The 17,846-nt window shown below is 46.0% G+C and carries 18 protein-coding genes; 7 read left to right on the top strand and 11 right to left on the bottom strand.

The features are described from left to right. Positions 1–107: 107 nt before the first annotated feature. Positions 108–2,060, bottom strand: a complete 1,953-nt coding sequence (gene lepA, locus V7Q13_RS12720; protein WP_442958260.1) for a translation elongation factor 4 — start codon at positions 2,058–2,060, stop codon at positions 108–110. A gap of 118 nt (positions 2,061–2,178) precedes the next feature. On the opposite strand from lepA, the gene V7Q13_RS12715 reads away from it, so the two are divergent. Then, entirely contained in the window at positions 2,179–4,530 is a 2,352-nt protein-coding gene (locus tag V7Q13_RS12715; RefSeq protein ID WP_333801051.1) for a PAS domain S-box protein, read from the top strand. A 53-nt stretch (positions 4,531–4,583) separates the two neighbouring features. Then, positions 4,584–4,841, top strand: a complete 258-nt coding sequence (locus V7Q13_RS12710) for an acyl-CoA-binding protein (protein ID WP_157479489.1) — start codon at positions 4,584–4,586, stop codon at positions 4,839–4,841. Between the two features lie 9 nt (positions 4,842–4,850). Here the strand turns inward: V7Q13_RS12710 and V7Q13_RS12705 are convergent, their stop codons facing one another. Further along, positions 4,851–5,549 (bottom strand): SIR2 family NAD-dependent protein deacylase, encoded by a 699-nt coding sequence (locus V7Q13_RS12705; RefSeq protein ID WP_333801050.1) that lies wholly within the window; start codon positions 5,547–5,549, stop codon positions 4,851–4,853. A 79-nt stretch (positions 5,550–5,628) separates the two neighbouring features. Between V7Q13_RS12705 and V7Q13_RS12700 the strand changes: the two genes are divergently transcribed. Then, positions 5,629–6,279: a murein L,D-transpeptidase catalytic domain-containing protein gene (locus V7Q13_RS12700; protein WP_333801049.1), complete on the top strand. Its 651-nt coding sequence runs from the start codon at positions 5,629–5,631 to the stop codon at positions 6,277–6,279. A gap of 11 nt (positions 6,280–6,290) precedes the next feature. Here the strand turns inward: V7Q13_RS12700 and V7Q13_RS12695 are convergent, their stop codons facing one another. Both V7Q13_RS12695 and V7Q13_RS12690 read right to left on the bottom strand, forming a co-directional pair. After that, a complete protein-coding gene (locus V7Q13_RS12695) occupies positions 6,291–7,190 on the bottom strand; it encodes a DUF4349 domain-containing protein (protein ID WP_333801048.1) in 900 nt (299 codons plus the stop codon). Between the two features lie 190 nt (positions 7,191–7,380). Beyond that, complete coding sequence (locus V7Q13_RS12690) at positions 7,381–7,791, bottom strand: EVE domain-containing protein (protein ID WP_333801047.1); 411 nt, start codon at positions 7,789–7,791, stop codon at positions 7,381–7,383. A gap of 226 nt (positions 7,792–8,017) precedes the next feature. Between V7Q13_RS12690 and V7Q13_RS12685 the strand changes: the two genes are divergently transcribed. Continuing rightward, positions 8,018–8,575 (top strand): fasciclin domain-containing protein, encoded by a 558-nt coding sequence (locus tag V7Q13_RS12685; RefSeq protein ID WP_333801046.1) that lies wholly within the window; start codon positions 8,018–8,020, stop codon positions 8,573–8,575. Between the two features lie 160 nt (positions 8,576–8,735). Here V7Q13_RS12685 and V7Q13_RS12680 read toward each other — a convergent pair whose 3' ends face one another. From V7Q13_RS12680 to pdhA, 4 genes are all read right to left on the bottom strand, one after another. Beyond that, on the bottom strand, positions 8,736–9,461 hold the full coding sequence (locus V7Q13_RS12680; protein ID WP_333801045.1) for a (Fe-S)-binding protein: 726 nt from the start codon (positions 9,459–9,461) through the stop codon (positions 8,736–8,738). Positions 9,462–9,505: 44 nt separating this feature from the next. Further along, entirely contained in the window at positions 9,506–9,994 is a 489-nt protein-coding gene (gene ribH, locus V7Q13_RS12675) for a 6,7-dimethyl-8-ribityllumazine synthase (RefSeq protein WP_333801044.1), read from the bottom strand. Positions 9,995–10,085: 91 nt separating this feature from the next. After that, entirely contained in the window at positions 10,086–10,775 is a 690-nt protein-coding gene (locus tag V7Q13_RS12670; protein ID WP_333801043.1) for a tetratricopeptide repeat protein, read from the bottom strand. A gap of 52 nt (positions 10,776–10,827) precedes the next feature. Further along, on the bottom strand, positions 10,828–11,826 hold the full coding sequence (gene pdhA / locus V7Q13_RS12665) for a pyruvate dehydrogenase (acetyl-transferring) E1 component subunit alpha (RefSeq protein WP_333801042.1): 999 nt from the start codon (positions 11,824–11,826) through the stop codon (positions 10,828–10,830). Positions 11,827–12,084: 258 nt separating this feature from the next. On the opposite strand from pdhA, the gene recF reads away from it, so the two are divergent. Both recF and V7Q13_RS12655 read left to right on the top strand, forming a co-directional pair. Continuing rightward, on the top strand, positions 12,085–13,185 hold the full coding sequence (recF, locus tag V7Q13_RS12660; RefSeq protein WP_333801041.1) for a DNA replication/repair protein RecF: 1,101 nt from the start codon (positions 12,085–12,087) through the stop codon (positions 13,183–13,185). A gap of 20 nt (positions 13,186–13,205) precedes the next feature. Then, entirely contained in the window at positions 13,206–13,514 is a 309-nt protein-coding gene (locus V7Q13_RS12655; RefSeq protein WP_333801040.1) for a DUF721 domain-containing protein, read from the top strand. A 180-nt stretch (positions 13,515–13,694) separates the two neighbouring features. Here the strand turns inward: V7Q13_RS12655 and V7Q13_RS12650 are convergent, their stop codons facing one another. The 3 genes from V7Q13_RS12650 to tgt all read right to left on the bottom strand — a co-directional run bounded on the left by V7Q13_RS12650 (position 13,695) and on the right by tgt (position 15,915). Next, positions 13,695–14,144 carry a CBS domain-containing protein gene (locus V7Q13_RS12650; RefSeq protein ID WP_333801039.1) on the bottom strand — a complete coding sequence of 150 codons (450 nt, stop codon included), beginning with the start codon at positions 14,142–14,144 and terminating at the stop codon, positions 13,695–13,697. Between the two features lie 106 nt (positions 14,145–14,250). Further along, positions 14,251–14,697: a CBS domain-containing protein gene (locus tag V7Q13_RS12645; protein ID WP_333801038.1), complete on the bottom strand. Its 447-nt coding sequence runs from the start codon at positions 14,695–14,697 to the stop codon at positions 14,251–14,253. 78 nt (positions 14,698–14,775) lie between these two features. Then, positions 14,776–15,915: a tRNA guanosine(34) transglycosylase Tgt gene (gene tgt / locus V7Q13_RS12640; RefSeq protein WP_333801037.1), complete on the bottom strand. Its 1,140-nt coding sequence runs from the start codon at positions 15,913–15,915 to the stop codon at positions 14,776–14,778. A gap of 310 nt (positions 15,916–16,225) precedes the next feature. Between tgt and V7Q13_RS12635 the strand changes: the two genes are divergently transcribed. Continuing rightward, positions 16,226–17,776, top strand: coding sequence for a hypothetical protein (locus V7Q13_RS12635; RefSeq protein WP_333801036.1), 1,551 nt, complete (start codon positions 16,226–16,228; stop codon positions 17,774–17,776). Positions 17,777–17,846: the final 70 nt, after the last annotated feature.

The raw sequence follows: 17,846 nt of genomic DNA, 5'->3' as shown, positions 1-17,846 counted from the left end.
ACGGTGAAAAAAGCAACCCAACAAAAAATGATTTTTACCAAGGGCATACAATGCAAAAGCCTGCAAATTGATTGCAGGCTTTTGCCAAACACTATTCTTGAAATAAATCAATCATCCAATTTCAGCACCGCCAGGAAGGCTTCCTGTGGCACTTCTACGTTACCGATCTGGCGCATCCGCTTCTTACCTTCTTTCTGCTTTTCCAGCAGTTTACGCTTCCGGCTAATATCGCCACCATAACATTTGGCGGTTACATCTTTCCGCATGGCGCTGATGTTTTCACGGGCCACAATTTTGGCGCCAATGGCGGCCTGAATGGCAATCTGGAATTGCTGACGGGGCAAGAGTTCTTTCAGTTTTTCGCAAAGCTTACGGCCAAACTCCTGTGCACGGCTGCGGTGAATGAGTGCACTCAATGCATCCACTTTATCGCCGTTCAGCAGGATGTCCATTTTTACAATATCACTTTCGCGGTAGCCAATGGGATGGTAATCGAACGAAGCGTATCCACGGGTCTGACTCTTCAGTTTGTCGTAAAAGTCGAACACGATTTCGGTGAGTGGCATTTCGAAAATGAGCTCAACACGGGTAGGTGTAAGATAGCCCTGATTGATGAGCATGCCCCGCTTGCCAATGCACAGCGTCATGATATTGCCAATGTACTCTGGCTTGGTAATGATTTGTGCTTTGATGAATGGCTCATCTATTTTTTCGATGCGCACCACTTCGGGCATATCGGCCGGGTTGCTGATGGTAATGACTTCGCCCTTGGTAGTGGTAGCAATAAAACTTACGTTGGGTACGGTGGTAATGACCGTTTGGTTAAACTCCCGCTCCAGTCGCTCCTGAATAATTTCCATGTGCAGCATGCCCAGGAAACCGCATCGGAAACCAAAGCCGAGGGCCTGTGAGGTTTCGAGTTCGAAAGTGAGGGAAGCATCGTTGAGTTGCAGTTTTTCCATACAATCCCGCAGTTCTTCAAAGGCATCGGTTTCTACAGGGAAGATGCCCGCAAAAACCATGGGCTTTACTTCTTCAAAACCTTTGATCATTTCCGCAGGGCGGCTGGCCAGCGTAATGGTATCACCCACTTTTACTTCTTTAGCATTTTTAATACCGGTAATGATGTAGCCTACATCGCCGCAATTGACTACCTGGCGAGGTGCCAATCCCATTTTCAAAATGCCTACTTCGTCGGCTTCGTACTCAGTACCCACGGCAGCAAATTTTACTTTGTCGCCTTTTTTGAGTGTACCATTTACAATACGATAATACACGATGATACCACGGAAGCTATTGAACACACTATCGAAGATGAGTGCCTGCAACGGCGCTTCGGGGTCGCCAACCGGTGCGGGTATGCGTTCTACAATGGCTTCCAGTATTTCGGGCACACCCAAACCCGTACGGCCGCTGGCACGAAGAATGTCTTCCCGCTTACAGCCAATCAGATCGATGATTTGGTCTTCAACTTCCTCCACCATGGCACCATCCATGTCTATCTTATTGATAACAGGAATGATTTCGAGGTCGTTTTCCAGCGCCAGATAAAGGTTGCTGATGGTTTGGGCCTGAATGCCTTGGGCAGCATCTACCAACAGCAGGGCGCCTTCGCAGGCAGCCAGTGCCCGGCTTACTTCGTAGCTAAAGTCTACATGGCCGGGGGTATCAATGAGGTTGAGGGTAAATTTTTGGCCGGCCAAATCGGGCTTGCTGCCGGTATAGTTATAGTCGAGCTGAATGGCGTGGCTCTTAATGGTGATGCCTTTTTCCCGCTCCAGGTCCATATCGTCCAGCACCTGATCCATCATTTGGCGTTCGCTGATGGTATTGGTGGTTTGCAACAGTCGGTCGGCCAGGGTGCTCTTACCATGGTCGATGTGGGCAATAATGCAAAAATTCCGTATCTCCTTCATAATGCTTATAAGGCGGCAAAGATAGGCGGGCAAGGGGTTTGAAGCCGTTAATTGTTGAATGGCTTTTCTGCATTGGCCATAGCGGGTAGCGGCCAGCAAAAGCGGGTTGAGTTGGGCTACTTGTCCGCCCGGAAGCCACAGCAATGTAGAAATACTACTACAAATACGTAAATCGTTGGGCCTTTATCTTTAGCAATTCTTACGAGTGGAATGAGCCTGCTGGAGGTTTCGCATTTTACCCTTAAGCCAAATACCCCTAGACATGAACATGAAACCTGGATTTACCCAAAATACAGGCGGAAAACAAACCAGTAGTAGTGTGATGTATCTGCAACAAGCAGTCAATAGTATTGATGATGGCCTTCTTGTATGCCAAGAAGACCTTACAGTTGTATATGCCAATAACAGCCTGTACAGAATTTTTGATTTGCACCCCGTACTGGTAGTACAACAATCCGTTGCCCAATTACTATTCAAAATTTCGAATACCGATTTATCAGCGTCTTTAACCCAGGCCTTCGATGAACAATCCTCCTTTAGCATTGAGTTTGAATACCGCCAGTCGGGCACCTGGTACATTGCCGAAGTATTCCCTTTTGACAGGGGGCTTACCATAAGGCTGAGAGACGTGACGCCTTATAGAGAAGCCCACGAAGAATTATTGAAATCAAGAAGATTGTATGCATTTATCAGTGAAGTAAATGAACTGATACTGCGGGCCAATACCAATGAAGAGATTTATGCTTCGCTGTGCGACATTGCTATCGAAACTGGTGGCTTTATGATGGCGTGGATTGGCTTGCCTGATGAAACTACCGGAAAAGTAGTACCAGCATTTAAAGCTGGCACAGGCACCGATTATCTTACCAGCATCAAAGGCATTGCTCTGGGCGATGTACCCGAAGGCAGAGGTCCATCTGGTACAGCCATGCGCAAGGGCATACCTGTATTTTGCAACGACATTGCTACCGACCCCATGATGGCCATTTGGCGGGATGAAGGCCTCAAACGTGGCTTCCGCTCTTCCATTGCATTGCCCCTTACGGTTGACAACAAACCGATTGCTTTACTCACTTTATACTCTGCATTGCCCGACTTTTTTGCCAATGAAGAAGTAACACTGCTGGTGCAGGTAAGTAAAAATATCAGCTACGCTTTGCAAGCCATTATTTCGGAGAAAAAACGCAAAGCGGCTGAAGTACAGTTGTACAAAATTTCAAGGGCCATTGAGCAAAGCTCGGCCTCTGTTGTTATCACAGATATTCAAGGTAAAATTGAATATGTCAATCCTGCCTTTTGCAAACTCACCGGCTATACCGAAGCTGAAGCCATTGGACAAAACCCCAATATTTTAAAAACGGGCTACACCAAAGAAGATGAATACAAACAACTGTGGAATGATATTTCGCATTTGAAAGACTGGCATGGTGAGTTTAAAAACAAAACCAAATACGGCGAAGTGTATTGGGAGTCGGCAACCATTTCTCCCATTACCAATAAGCAGGGTGAAATAACCCACTATGTAGCAGTAAAAGAAAACATTACCGAAAAGAAAAAACTGGAAGAAGAACAGCAGGCACTGGTAAACCTGATTGAAAACACCACAGCCTATGTAGCCATTGGCGATCTAGAGTTCAATTTGCAATATGCCAACCGGGCTACTAAAGATGTGCTGGGCCTTACCGAAACAGATATCAGCAATCACATCAGCATCGACGAATTCATTCCGGAAAGCATGGATGAAGCGTCGAGAATGGCTGTGATTGAGCAATTGCAAAAAGACGGAAAATGGTCGGGTGAATATCGCTTTAAATCTCGCCGTGGATTTGAAATAGTGGTGTGGATGGTAACCATTATGCACCGGCATAAAGATGGTTCGCCATCGCATTTTTCTGCCACAGCGGTAGACATTACTAAAGCAAAAGAAACAGAGCATCAACTGCGTCAACTTACCCAAGAACTACGGGAGCTTTCCATTCACCTGCAAGACCTGAGCGAAATTGAAAAGAAAGAAATAGCCCGGGATATACATGATGAAATGGGCCAGCAGCTTACCGCTTTGAAGTTTGATGCCAAATGGTTGAAACGCCACATGGAAGACATGCCGCCAGAAGTAGAAGAACGGTTGGATGCATTGATTGAAAATGTAAACGAACTGTCGTCTTCATTTCGGCGCATTCATAGCTCATTGCATCCAAATATTCTGGAAGATTTGGGGTTGCAAGGTTCACTCGAATGGCTGGTGAGTAACTTTACCCATAAAACAAAAATTACTGTACAGTTTGATTGCCACATAGAGCCGCACATTTTTCCTGCTGAAATCAATCTGATTGTGTACCGCGTAGCTCAGGAATGCCTGACCAACATTGTACGCTATGCACAAGCCAATAAAGTGCACATAGTGCTGCTTGTAAACGACAACCAGGTAGAGCTGCGCATTTCTGATGATGGCGTCGGCTTCAATTATCAGCAGGTAGACACCAGGCTGCACCACGGATTGCTGGGTATGCGAGAACGACTCAATGCAGCCAATGGTCATTTGAACATTGCCACGGAGCCAGGCCTGGGCACCACTGTAGAAGCAAAAATTCCATTGACAATTACGACAAATTAGATTGGCCACTAATGCAGCGGCAAATACCTTCGCAGCATATTTAAACTCATTATATGGATTTGAAAGCGCAATTTGAAGCAGCCGTAGCCGATAGTAAGGAACTCAGTAGCCGTCCTTCTAACGACATATTGCTGAAACTGTACAGCCTTTACAAACAAGCGGTTGATGGCGATGCTCCTGCCGAAGGACCTACCGGTATGTTTGATATTGTAGGCAAAGCCAAACACAATGCATGGGCTGCTCTTAAAGGCAAAAGCAGCGAAGAAAGCATGCAAGCTTATATAGACTTGATAAAGGAATTGAAAGGCTAATTACCTTCTTTAGATTAGCGCCTGCAGCTGTTGGGTTAATTGTACAATGCCCACAGTTGCAGGCGCTTCTATTTGTACCAAATTACTGAGGCCACTCACTTCTGGCAGCTTTTTATCTACCACAAAAGTGGGTATGCCTGCCTGCGTATAATGCAGCAACCCCGCTGCAGGATATACTTGCAGTGATGTACCCATCACGACAAAAACATCGGCCATGGAAGTAATATCGGCAGCAAGTTCAATCATGGGTACCGATTCGCCAAACCATACAATGTGTGGCCGCAGCTGCGCACCATCTTCAGCGCTGTCACCGAGTTGTATATCGCCAGTGATAGGGTATATCAATTCACCATCTCTTTCGCTGCGCATTTTTAAAATTTCGCCATGCAGGTGTACTATACGGCTACTACCCGCCCGTTCGTGCAGGTCATCTATGTTTTGGGTAATGATGGTTACATCAAACCATTCTTCCAACGCCACCAGTCCTGAGTGTGCTGCATTGGGTTGCGCTTTTACCACTTCGGCCCGGCGGTAGTTGTAGAAGTCGAGTACCAGCTGTGGATTTTTGCGCCACGCATTGGGTGTGGCTACATCTTCAATATCATAACCGTTCCACAAACCATCTTCGCTGTCGCGAAAGGTTTTGAGACCGCTTTCTGCACTTATACCAGCACCGGTTAATACTACCAGCTTCTTCTTATCGTTCATGCAGCAAAGTTAACCGCAGCCATTCCAAAAAAACTGAGAACCTGCGTATGGAAAATCGTCAATACTGCATCCGCTAAAAATGAAAACACTCCTGCTACCTGCTGCGTTGCTGTTACTGCTGGCCTGCCAATATGAACCGGCCAAATCGGATTCTGCAATAGTTAAAAAAACGACCAACGAGGACAATGAAACGCTGTGGATTCAGCAAATTCAATCACATCGCTTTCAGCAAAAGAGAGACAGCCTTCGGGCCATATTACCACAATGGCTGCGCAGCAAAAATTTCAATACCACACAAGTCATCATTGCCGACCTGAGCATGCACAGCGGCCTGCCCCGTATGGTGCTGATGGATGTTCTTACTGGCAAAGTATTGGACAGCGGCATGGTGGCCCATGGTGCAGGTGGCGATGCATTCGCGGCCAGTGCCCGGTTTAGCAATGCGCCCAACAGCTATTGCAGCAGTTTGGGGCGGTACCGCATAGGCGGTTCGTACCAAGGCAATTTTGGAAAAGCGTACAAACTACATGGGCTCGATGCCAGCAATAGCAACGCCTTTGAACGATTGGTGGTGTTGCATGCCTACGACTGTGTACCCGATACCATTCCGTATCCTGATATGATTTGTAACAGCCTCGGATGCCCCATGATATCCTATGCTTTCCTCAACCGGCTGAGCAAAAAAATAGCAGCATCGGACAAGCCAATGCTGCTATGGATTATCAACTAACGACCATACCACTATGAAGACTGTTTTACAACAGATGTTGCTGCTCTCCTTTTGCGTATCCAAAATATTAAACCGGCAACTACTAACCATAAAGGCCAGAGCGTAAGCAACACAATGCTGAGTTCAACAATGCCGCTGCCACCTTTGCCCAAGGCATCGAGCATTCGGGTAAATACACCGGGTTCATTGTAGCCACTGTGTGTTTCAATGGGCTGATAATACGTGAGAGTGATGGTGCTCACCGCCGCTTGTGCCTGCATGTTTTTGATGTTGTACGTAGCACTTTCTATCTCTTCCGTAATCGAATTGATTTGCTCCTGCACTTGTAAAATGTCTTCCATTTTATTGGCCTGCTTCAACAGCTCCAGATAGCGGGCACGTGTTTGCCGTTTGGCTTCTAATCTCCCCTGCACATCCACAATTGCATTGGTCACATCTTCGCTGTTGATTTTCTTTTCCCGCACATCACCCTTGAGCGAAGTGATGGCTTGCATGAGTGCATCAAACTTTGCCACCGGCACTTTAATGGTCAATACATTTTGCCGGCGGTAGTCCGATTGTGTTTCCTGCTCACTATCCAGCCAGGCAGCATTGCTTTTTACAACGCCATACAACTGTGCACTGAATGATTTGAAGTCGGCACACTCCATTTCTACTAGTGCGTTGCGAATAATTTGTCGATTGAACGGTGCAGGCGGAATGGCGTTGCCACTGTTGAGCACTTGTTCCTCTTCGAGTGCTGGAGGGGCTGGTGCTGCAGCAGAATCTTCAGCTGCGGCAGTATAATCAATCTTGTTTTTTTGTCCTTCTGCCAGTTGAACATCGGCAGTAGTAGCAGTTTCCTGATTGGCACCTGTAGTGCAAGCTACAGCAAGGGTAGCCAGCAGCATGATTACATGCAATGGTTTCATACGGTTGGTTTTTAGCAATGAGATGAATAAGACTACCTGTTTACACAAATAGCCGTTGGTGTTGTTGTTGCATGCATGCTACAACCCATAATTCGCATCTGCCATCGGATGTAACCAATAGCATACGTTAATACAAACAAAAACCGCATTTCTTTCGAAATGCGGTTGCATAAATAGCTGTTCGTGTTGTTTACTGCATGTTGCCCATTTCCATAATAGTATGCCACTCCGCTTCAGTAACGGGGCAAACCGACAAACGTCCCTGGCGAATGAGAGCCAGGTTAGACAAAGCTGGTTCTGCTTTCATCTCTGCTAATGTCACGGGCTTTTTAAAATCCTTCACTGGTTTCAAATCTACCACTACCCAGTTGGGGTCTTCCGTAGTAGGATCCTGATAATGTTCTTTCACCACTTTGGCAATGCCAACAATGGCCAAGCCTTCGTTGGAATGATAAAAAAATACTTCATCCCCTTTTTGCATCGCCTTTAAATTGTTGCGGGCCTGATAGTTGCGTACGCCATCCCAAAAGGTTTGTTTGTCTTTTACAAACTGATTCCAACTGTATTTAAAAGGTTCTGATTTTACCAGCCAATAAGCCATAGTTATAAGTAGTGGTTATGTGTAATTAGAAGTGTCAAAATTAAGAGAATGCAATTGGGTTGTGCTACAAAACAACAGGAGCATCCCGTTTAGCTTGAACAGTTATTTCCATTAACAAATTTTTTCCAATCAGGTTCAATCCAAGCTGGAGCACCGGGCGTAATTGGTTGCGTTGATTACATGTAAACATCAATCCTCCATTAAAAATCATTCTAAAAAAAACGGCATGAAACTGACCAAACAATTTTTCGCAGCGGCCATTGCCTCTTTCCTTTTTGTAAGTGCACAAGCACAAAAAGAAAATACCAAAATGGTAGGCGGTGCTGCCATGTACCCTTCTAAAAACATCGTAGAAAATGCAGTAAACTCAGCAGACCACACCACATTGGTGGCCGCTGTAAAAGCAGCCGGATTAGTGGAAACCTTGCAGGGTGCCGGGCCTTTCACAGTATTTGCACCCAACAACGCCGCCTTTGGTTTGCTGCCGGCCGGCACTGTAGAAACACTGTTGAAGCCTGAAAACAAAGCAACATTGACTGCAGTGCTCACCTACCACGTTGTTGCAGGTAAGTACGATGCCAAAAGCATTTTGGGCCTCATTAAAAAAGGTAACGGTAAGGCAGTGCTGACAACTGTACAAGGTGGTACACTCACCGCTACAACCGACGGCAAAACCGTAATGCTGACCGACGAAAAAGGTGGAATGTCGCATGTAACCATTGCTGATGTATTTCAAAGCAACGGTGTGATTCATGTGGTAGACCATGTGGTGCTGCCGAAGTAAGATGCTGGATGTTAGATGTCTGATCTATGATGTACGATGTCTGACATTTTGATAATCTTACTGCGTACAAGTCTTAAAGGCTTGTGCTTAAGTAACTAAAAAAAACGCAAGGCATATCCTTGCGTTTTTTTTACTGACAACATGATTCATCATTCATCATTCATAACTCCCATCCACTCGCCAGCACATCGGCTAAATGCAGCACTTGCAGGTCTATGCCTTTCTTTTTGGCGACGCCATCAATATGCATGAGGCAGCTCATATCGGTGCTAACCAAATATTGTGCGTTGGTAGCGGCAGCATTTGTTACTTTCTGATCGGCCATGGCACCACTGATGGCATCAAACTTTACGGCAAAACTGCCGCCGAAGCCGCAGCAGGTTTCTACATCGTTCATTTCGGTCAGCGTCAATCCACGTACGTTAGCCAGCAGGGTGCGTGGCTCTTGCTTGATGCCCACTTCCCGCAAACCGGCGCAGCTGTCGTGATAGGTAACCACGCCTTCAAAGCGGGCGCCTACATCGGTAACTTGTAATTGATTCACCAAAAAATCGGAGAACTCAAACACCCGCTTGCTCAATGCATCGGCCTGACCGCTGTACATACTGTTGGCAAACAATTGCGGGTAATAATTTTTGACGAAGCCAATACAGCTGGCACTCGGCGCTACTACAACGGCATCATCAGCAAAATCTTGCAAAAATTTTTTGCATACATCTTTCGCATCTTCCTGAAAACCGGCGTTGAAAGCAGGTTGTCCGCAGCAGGTTTGGTTGGCATTGTAGCTCACTTCACATCCCACTTTGCGCAACACTTTCACCATATTAAATGCTACTCCGGGATACAACTGATCTATAAAACAAGGAACGAACAATTGAACTTTCATGTTGATGATTGACGCTTGTATGACTTGTAAACTGTTGAACTCTATTATCGCTCTATTGCACGTTTCGCTGCAATCATTTGCAAAGCGGTGATAGCAGCTTCTTCGCCTTTGTGGCCGTGTTTGCCACCAATGCGTTCTTGTGCTTGTTCCTCGGTCAGCACCGTAAGCACACCATAAATCACAGGCGATGGCAACGTAATATTGAGTTGTGTAATGCCTTGCGTTATGCTTTGGCATACATAATCAAAATGCGGCGTATCGCCTTTAATTACGCAAGCAAAGGCAATGTAGGCATCAGCATAATCGTTGGCACTATTGGCCAGTTGGTTGACCATGTAGGTCACTTCCACTGCACCGGGTACGGTGTATGTATGCACATCAGTAATACCTGCAGCAGCCAGTACACTCAAGGCTCCTGCTTCCAACTCGTTGGTGATGGCCGCATTCCAGGCGGTTTTTACTATGGCGATGCGCACCGGTGAAGAAAGTTGCGGTACCGATGCCAGCAATGCTGCATTTCCTATACTTGCCATATCTAATATTGCGAGAGTTGAATTGTTTGCTAAGAACAAAAATAGCGACCCATACCGAGCCGCTATTTGTTGAAAATATTTTTCGCCGGCATTAATCTACCGAACCCAAACGAGCCAGGTATTTGTCTACCTGAAAACCACGGTCGGTACGGGGATATTTGCTTTTGATTTCTTTGTAATACTTGATAGCGTCGTCGTTTTTGCCGAGTGTTTCGCTCAGCAAGGCAGCACGAAACAGGTTTTCTGCACTCAGTGCCTGCTGCTCAGGATAATGTGAGCCAGCTTTTGCATACATGCCAACGGCTTCTGCTTTTTTGCCCTGCTCAGCATAGGTGTCGCCCAAACGAGAGTAAGCAATGGCCTGAATTTCTTTGGCATCGGTGCTAAAGTCTTTCAGATAGCTTTCTGCTTTTTTAAAATCACCGAGGCGCAGGTTACAAACGCCAGCATAAAATTTAGCAAGGTTGCCTGCTTTGGTGCCGCTATAGCTGCTGGCTACTTTTTCAAACCCGGGGAATTGTCCGTCGCCATTCAGTGCCAGTTTTAGGCTGTCTTGCTGAAAATATTGCTGAGCATGCCAAATAGCATCGGCTGCTTTTTCTTCCTGTGGTTTGGCAAAAAACTGCTGGTAGCCATAGTAGCCGCCAATCAGCAAAATAATGGCACTGCCCACATAAACGATGGGCTTGCTGAATTTGGCCCAGAAGCCCTGCGCCTTCGCAATTACTTTAGCAGAATCGTCTACTACTTCTTCAAACTGTATGTTCTTTTTATCCGACATGATAAGTTGTTGTGCTTAGAAATGGTTTAAAACAATCGTTGATATCAATGATTTAGTCGTTTACAAACAGGTGAGGTTCGTCCACTGCGTACACGTCTTTCAATACCTCGCTATCATCGGGCCATGGGCTTTCTTCTGCAAACTTCACACTATCTTCTACTACAGCATCTACCCGCTGATGGATGGCATCCAGTTCTTCTTCGGTGGCCAGACCTTCGGTGCGAATAGTCATCAAAATTTGCTCAATGGGGTCACGCTGTTTGTATTCTTCCACCTCTTCCTTGGTACGGTATTTCTGAGGGTCAGAAATAGAGTGTCCTTTGTAGCGATAGGTTTTCATTTCGAGCAATGTGGGGCCGCCACCTTCACGGGCACGTTTTACAGCACGTTCTACTGCCTCGTGTACTGCTTCGGGGTGCATGCCGTCCACCGCATCGCCGGGCATATCGTATGCATCGGCCAGGGTGTAAATATCTCTTACGTTAGAAGTACGCTCAATAGAGGTACCCATAGCGTAGTTGTTGTTTTCGCAAATGAAGATTACAGGGAGTTTCCAGGTCATGGCCATGTTGAACACTTCGTGCAACATACCTTGGCGGGCAGCACCATCACCAAAGAAAGCAAGGGCTACATTGTCGGTGCCTTTGTACTGCTCGGCAAATGCCAAACCTGCACCGGTACCAATTTGGGCACCCACAATACCGTGGCCGCCAAAGAAGTAATTGTCTTTTCCAAAAAAGTGCATGCTACCACCTTTACCCTTGGCACAACCTGTGGCTTTGCCGTACAGTTCGGCCATACAGCTTTGGGGGCTGATGCCTTTGGCAATGGCCAAACCATGGTCGCGGTAGCCAGTTACATAAGGATCTTCCAAACGGGTGGCGGTCATACAACCGGCAGCAATGGCTTCCTGACCAATGTAGGCGTGGAAAAAGCCACGGATTTTGCCGGCCATTTTATACATTTCTTCTGCCTTCAGCTCAAACTGACGGATTAACAACATCAGCTCGTACCAGTACAGGTAGGTTTCTTTCGTGAATTTCTTGGCCATACTCCTTCAAAATGAGCCGCAAATATAGGTGGGAAGACCGAAACAGCGGAGCACCATACTAGAATAGTTGACAGTTGGCAATTTGCAGTTGGCAAAGCAGCCAATCCTATGTGCCTGCGGGTGGAAAAATACAGTCAGAAGGCCGCGGACAAAGGGGTGGGCATATTGCAAACTGCTATCTGCAAATTGCAAATTTTCGGATTTGAGCTTTCCGCCTTGCGCCCTTGGCTTTCGGTACGAACAACTACCTTGCGCCCCATGCTCCGGCTGCAGCACATATCGGCATTCCAGTTTAAAAACCACTTTTCGGCACAACAGGCTTTTACCAAAAAAGTAGTGGGCATTTGTGGCGCCAACGGGGCGGGCAAAACCAACCTGCTTGATGCCATTTACTACCTCTGTTTTACCAAAAGCTATTTTGCCGGCAGCGATGCCGCCCTGGTGCACCATGGGCAGGCAGGCTTTCGGGTGGCAGGTAAGTTTGCCATTGGCAGCAGTGCCGCACAAGTGGTGTGTGTGCTCCGCGAAACGGGCAAAAAAGAAATCAGCTGGAATGAAGAACCCTACTCCAAAGTGAGTGCCCATGTGGGCCGGCTGCCCGCTGTAATTATTGCGCCAGATGATGTGGAACTCATCACCGGTGGTAGCGAAACTCGTCGCCGCTTAATGGATGGATTGCTCTGCCAGATAAATCCGCAATACCTGCAGCAACTGATGGAATACAACAAGCTATTGCAGCAGCGCAACAGCCTGCTGAAACAAATGGCTGAAACGGGCAGCAAACAAAACAGCCTGCTGGATATTTTGAACGAACAACTGGCCACGAGAGCTGTATTTGTGCTGCAAGCAAGACACCAGTTGTTGCAACAGTTTTTGCCGCAGGCAGAGCAACATTATAAACTGATTGCTGGTGGACAAGAGCATGTGGCTTTCAGCTATCAGGCTTGCTTACCTGCCAACAGCAACAGTAGTAACTACCTTGCATTGCTGCAGCAGGCTTTGCCCAAAGATTTGGCGCTGCAACGCACCACAGCCGGCATTCACCGCGACGATCTGCAACTGCTGCTGGAAGGCCACCCTTTTAAACAATTAGCCAGCCAGGGCCAACGCAAAAGCCTGCTTTTTGCACTCAAGCTCACCGAATATGAATGGCTGCAACAACACAAAGGCTTTGCTCCGCTGCTGCTGTTGGATGATGTGTTTGAAAAACTGGACAACCACCGCATGACCAACCTGCTGCGGGAAGTATGTGTAGAAAAACAAGGACAGGTATTTATAACCGATACCCACCGCGACCGGCTGGAGGCTCAGCTATCCGCCATCGGAGCCGATTACGAAATCATTGACATTGCATCCTGAGCAGCCAGATTTTATTTACCTTGAACATTCAACCGACCAACCACATGAACAGCGAAATGAATATGGGCGAAGCCATGCAGGCCTTTCTGAATAAAAGCAAACTGAAAAAAGGCATACAGGCACAGCAACTCACCGAAGTGTGGGAAAACATGATGGGTAAAACGGTGGCCCGCTATACCGATAAATTACAGCTGGTCAATCATACTTTATTCATCAGCACCCATGTGGCGCCGCTGCGCCACGAACTGATGTACCAGCGGGAAACCATTATGCTACGGGTAAATGAAATACTTGGTGCTGATACCGTGAAGGAAGTAGTAATCAGGTAAGCAGTGGGAAGTACGAGGTACGAAGTGGAAGTATGATGTTTGATGTACGATGTCTGATGTAAAAGGACATTAAGTCAAGCCATTATTCACCTCATTCGATGATGGCTATTTTCTCTGCACTACATTATTGCCTATTGCTTACTGCCTGTTTCCTAATCAACTCTTCAACTCCATCCCCCCTTACCCCTGCATGGCTGTATCAAAATCGCCACGGGGTGAAGCAAAGAATTCTTCCAGCGAAAAAGATGGATAGAGCATGGCTTTAATCAAATTATTCATAGAAATAATACCGGCAAACTGATGCCCGTTAAATACCGGCAGGTAGCGGGTATGATGTGCAATCATCAGCTGCATCATTTCGTGGCGGCTGCTGTCGATAGATGCTGCAGGCAATTTGGTATCCATCACATCTGCCACTGTTTTTTCGGCCGCCTGCCAACCCGGCGTAGCCATCTTTTGCACCAATGCATGTTCCGTGAAAATGCCTTTGTACTCCCCCTCTTCCATCACCACCAAAAAACTGCGGTTGAGAGAGCTCAACAATCGGATGGCTTCGAGTGCATTGTATTGTGGATGTACGTAGTTGAAAGCGGTCGCTTTCTGACGGAGAATATCAGCGGCTGTAGTCATGGTGGTTGGGTTTTTCAGAGATGCTGAAATTTCTGCCAAAAACAAGTACTGCCGGATGACATTTATCACCCGAATTGCCACCAAAAAACTGTACTTAAGAAGATGCTTAGTAAATGGCGCCCTCTTCTATCAGTCGGTCGGTAAGGCCGCTGTCGAACAAGGCTTCTTTGCTGCGCAAAGCTTCCCGCAAAATATCGTGAATGGTAATAACGCCAACCAGCCGGTCATTTTCCAACACAGGCAGGTAGCGGCCTGTACTACCCAGTATCATGTGGATGCATTCTTCTACCGTATGCTCCGGTGTTACTTCGGCAAGGCCCGTGGTCATGGCATCCCGCACAGGGCAGGTGGCGCTGCTTTTGCCCTCCAGTGCTACCTGACGGCTGTAATTTCTTTCGCTAAAAATACCCTCCAGTTTATCACCATCCATTACAATTACGTAGCTCAGGTTGAGGGTTTTCATCATGTGTAGTGCATCTACCACCATGGCATTGGGGGCAATAATATTGGCAGGCTTGGTTTTGCTGGCCAATATATCGGCAACAGTTCGCATAGGCTTGATTTGCTCGTTTTATTGTGGGTTGGTAAACTTACGGCATGCAGCCATACGGGCCATCATGCTGCATCCACTTTACAATCTTGTTTTCAGTACGGGTGTCATCTCTCTCCGCCAGCTGTCGAAATCACCGGCAATGATGTGCTCCCTCGCCTGACCAATCAGCCACAGGTAAAAGCTCAGGTTTTGCATGCTGGCCAGCTGTAGGCCCAGTATTTCGCCGGCTTTAAACAGGTGCCGCACATAGGCTTTCGTGTAGTAATTGCTGACGCCGTTGTCCAGCACATCATCCAGCACCGAAAAGTCTTTCTCCCATTTTTTGTTGTCGATATTGATAACGCCTTTGCTGGTAAACAGCATGGCATTGCGGCCATTGCGGGTGGGCATTACACAGTCAAACATATCTACACCATGGCTGATGCACTCCAGCAAATCCCACGGTGTACCCACACCCATCAGGTAGCGGGGTTTTTCCCAGGGCAGGTGCTCACAGCTCCATGCACAATATTCATACATCATTTCGGGCGGCTCGCCTACGCTGAGGCCGCCAATGGCATTGCCCACGGCATTTTTGCTGCTGATGAATTCGGCAGAGGCTTTGCGCAAATCTTTGTACGTGCCGCCCTGCACAATGGGAAACAGGTTTTGATCGTAGCCATATTTGGGCTGCGTTTCGGCGAGGCGGCCAATGCACCTATCGAGCCAGCGATGCGTCAGGTGCATGCTGTCCATAGCATATTTGTACTCGCTGGGGTACGGCGGACATTCATCAAACGCCATGATGATATCGGCGCCAATGCTACGCTGAATATCCATCACCCGCTCCGGGGTAAACAGGTACTTGCTGCCATCGATATGGCTGCGAAACGTAACGCCTTCTTCTTTGATTTTGCGCTGCGCCGCCAGGCTAAACACCTGATAGCCGCCACTATCGGTGAGGATGGGCTTGTGCCAGCCGTTGAACTGATGCAGGCCACCCGCTGCTTCCAGCACATCGAGGCCGGGGCGCAGGTACAGGTGGTAGGTATTGCCCAAAATAATTTGCGCCTGCACCACATCATGCAGTTGCTGCTGGGTAACAGCTTTTACCGTACCCACGGTACCCACGGGCATAAAAATGGGTGTCAGTATTTCGCCGTGGTCAGTGGTGAGTTTACCTGCCCGGGCCTTGCTGGCGGCATCGGTATGTTGGAGTTCAAAAGATAATGCTGGCATAAGTGGGCAAAGGTAAGGGGGCAAGGGAAAGGTTGAGGACGAAGAGAAGATCGAGGACGAGGGGAAGGTTAAGGACAAAATATAGAAAGAAGTTGAGAAAGAGGCTTGAATGAAAAGCCTGTGCAACACTGCATGGAGATGCTATCATCAACAATACAACATGTATAACCAGGTGGATTGTACTAATAAACAATACAAAATGTATAACGCTAGGACATTGAAAATCAATAATGTTTCGTTAGGCCTTTTTTGAGAGGAGTAGCATATATTTACGTGTTACAAGCAATCCTAAAAGACGACACAGCAATAAATGGAAATTTGGCAATACATAGAAATTTTAAGACGACCTAACAAGACTTGGTTTTTCTCAAAGGACAACACCGAAGAGAAAATTAACGCCTTGACTAAAATTGCCAATGACGGTTATCCAAGTCTTATTTACAGCTTGATAGAGTTTCTAAAAGACAACAACAAAGAAATAAGAGAAACCACTTCCAAGACGATTACTCACCTATTCAAAAAGATTGACAGCAAAAAAGGATATTACGACACTCTTAAACACTGTGGAATTTCAAAAAGTGATATTGACTTTTATGAAGCAAATTTTCCGAAGGAACAATATGTAGAGTTATTGGCAATTAGTTCATTAAATGGAAGTGGATACGTTAGAGAAAAAGCAGTTAAAAATCTTTCACAAGTTGACAGTCCAAGAGCCATACAATTTTTAATCTATCGCTTAGCTGATTGGGTTTTGCCAGTTCGACAGGCTGCACTAAACGGCATTGACAACTACAAAACAAACAATTACATTGACAGTTTAATTGAAAATTTGCCAATTTTTGAATGGCTACAAAAAGTTGAACGGACAGACCTAAGCGGAATTTACAAAGACATTGTTGAGTTTATTGCTTCTGAAAATAGGACGTATGTAATTGACAACTTTAAGAAATACCCAGACAAACTAAGAATACTTTTAGCAAGACACATTTCAAGTTCTCTTAGAGACAATTCGCAAGAATTAAAACTGTTCCTAACCGACAAACATTTTTTGATTAGGAACTTAGCAATAAATCATTTTGACAAACTTGGGCAAACAGAAATCGAACAATTACTGAAAGACAAATCAGCGAACGTCCGACTTCAAACACTTTATTGCTTAAAAGACCAAAACGACTTTGAAACAACTGTAAATAAATTTTTAGCGGACAGTTCCGCCACAATAAGACATTTTGCAAGGTTCACGCTGAAACAATCAAACATTGACTTTGCTATATATTACAATGACAACTTGCAAGAAAACAAACAAGTCATTGGGTCATTAAGCGGACTTGCTGAAACGGAAGGTAAACAGTATTCGGAAACAGTTAAGTCATATTTGAAAGACAAAAAAATAAGAGTTAAAAAGACAGCATTTTTAGCTCTTTGCAAACTTGATGAAGAAAGTGCTTATGACTTTGCATTTGCGAACCTTGACAGCCAATATCTTGGACTTAGAAATGTAATCATTGAATTTTTATCACACATTCCGAGACAAGAAGTTTTGACAAAAGCAAAAAGCATTTACGAGACAGGCAATTATGACTTAAAAAAGTCAATGCTAAAACTCTTCAACAAAGTTGGCGGTTGGTCAGCAATTCCCGACTTAATGATTGGAACAATTGACGAAAACGAGAACATAAGACATTTGGCGTTTGGCTATTTACAAATTTGGAGAGCAAGAGCAGTGAGACTATTTTCAACACCAAAACAAGGAGAAATTGAAAGAGCTAAACAGATTTTTAACTTCGTAAACGAGACACACGAAGACAAACAATATTTTAAAACAAACCCGGTAGATGGACTTGACTTTTACTTCAAATAGCAGAAGGCCAGCTTGTAACAGCCGTTTTGCAAAAGCGGGGGTTTCGTGCTTCTATGACAGTGAAGTGCTA

The sequence above is a fragment of the Phnomibacter sp. genome (assembly GCF_036803085.1).
Classification (GTDB): domain Bacteria; phylum Bacteroidota; class Bacteroidia; order Chitinophagales; family Chitinophagaceae; genus Phnomibacter.
Note: the sequence above shows the minus strand (reverse complement) of the source record. Positions and strands in the feature narration are given on the sequence as shown.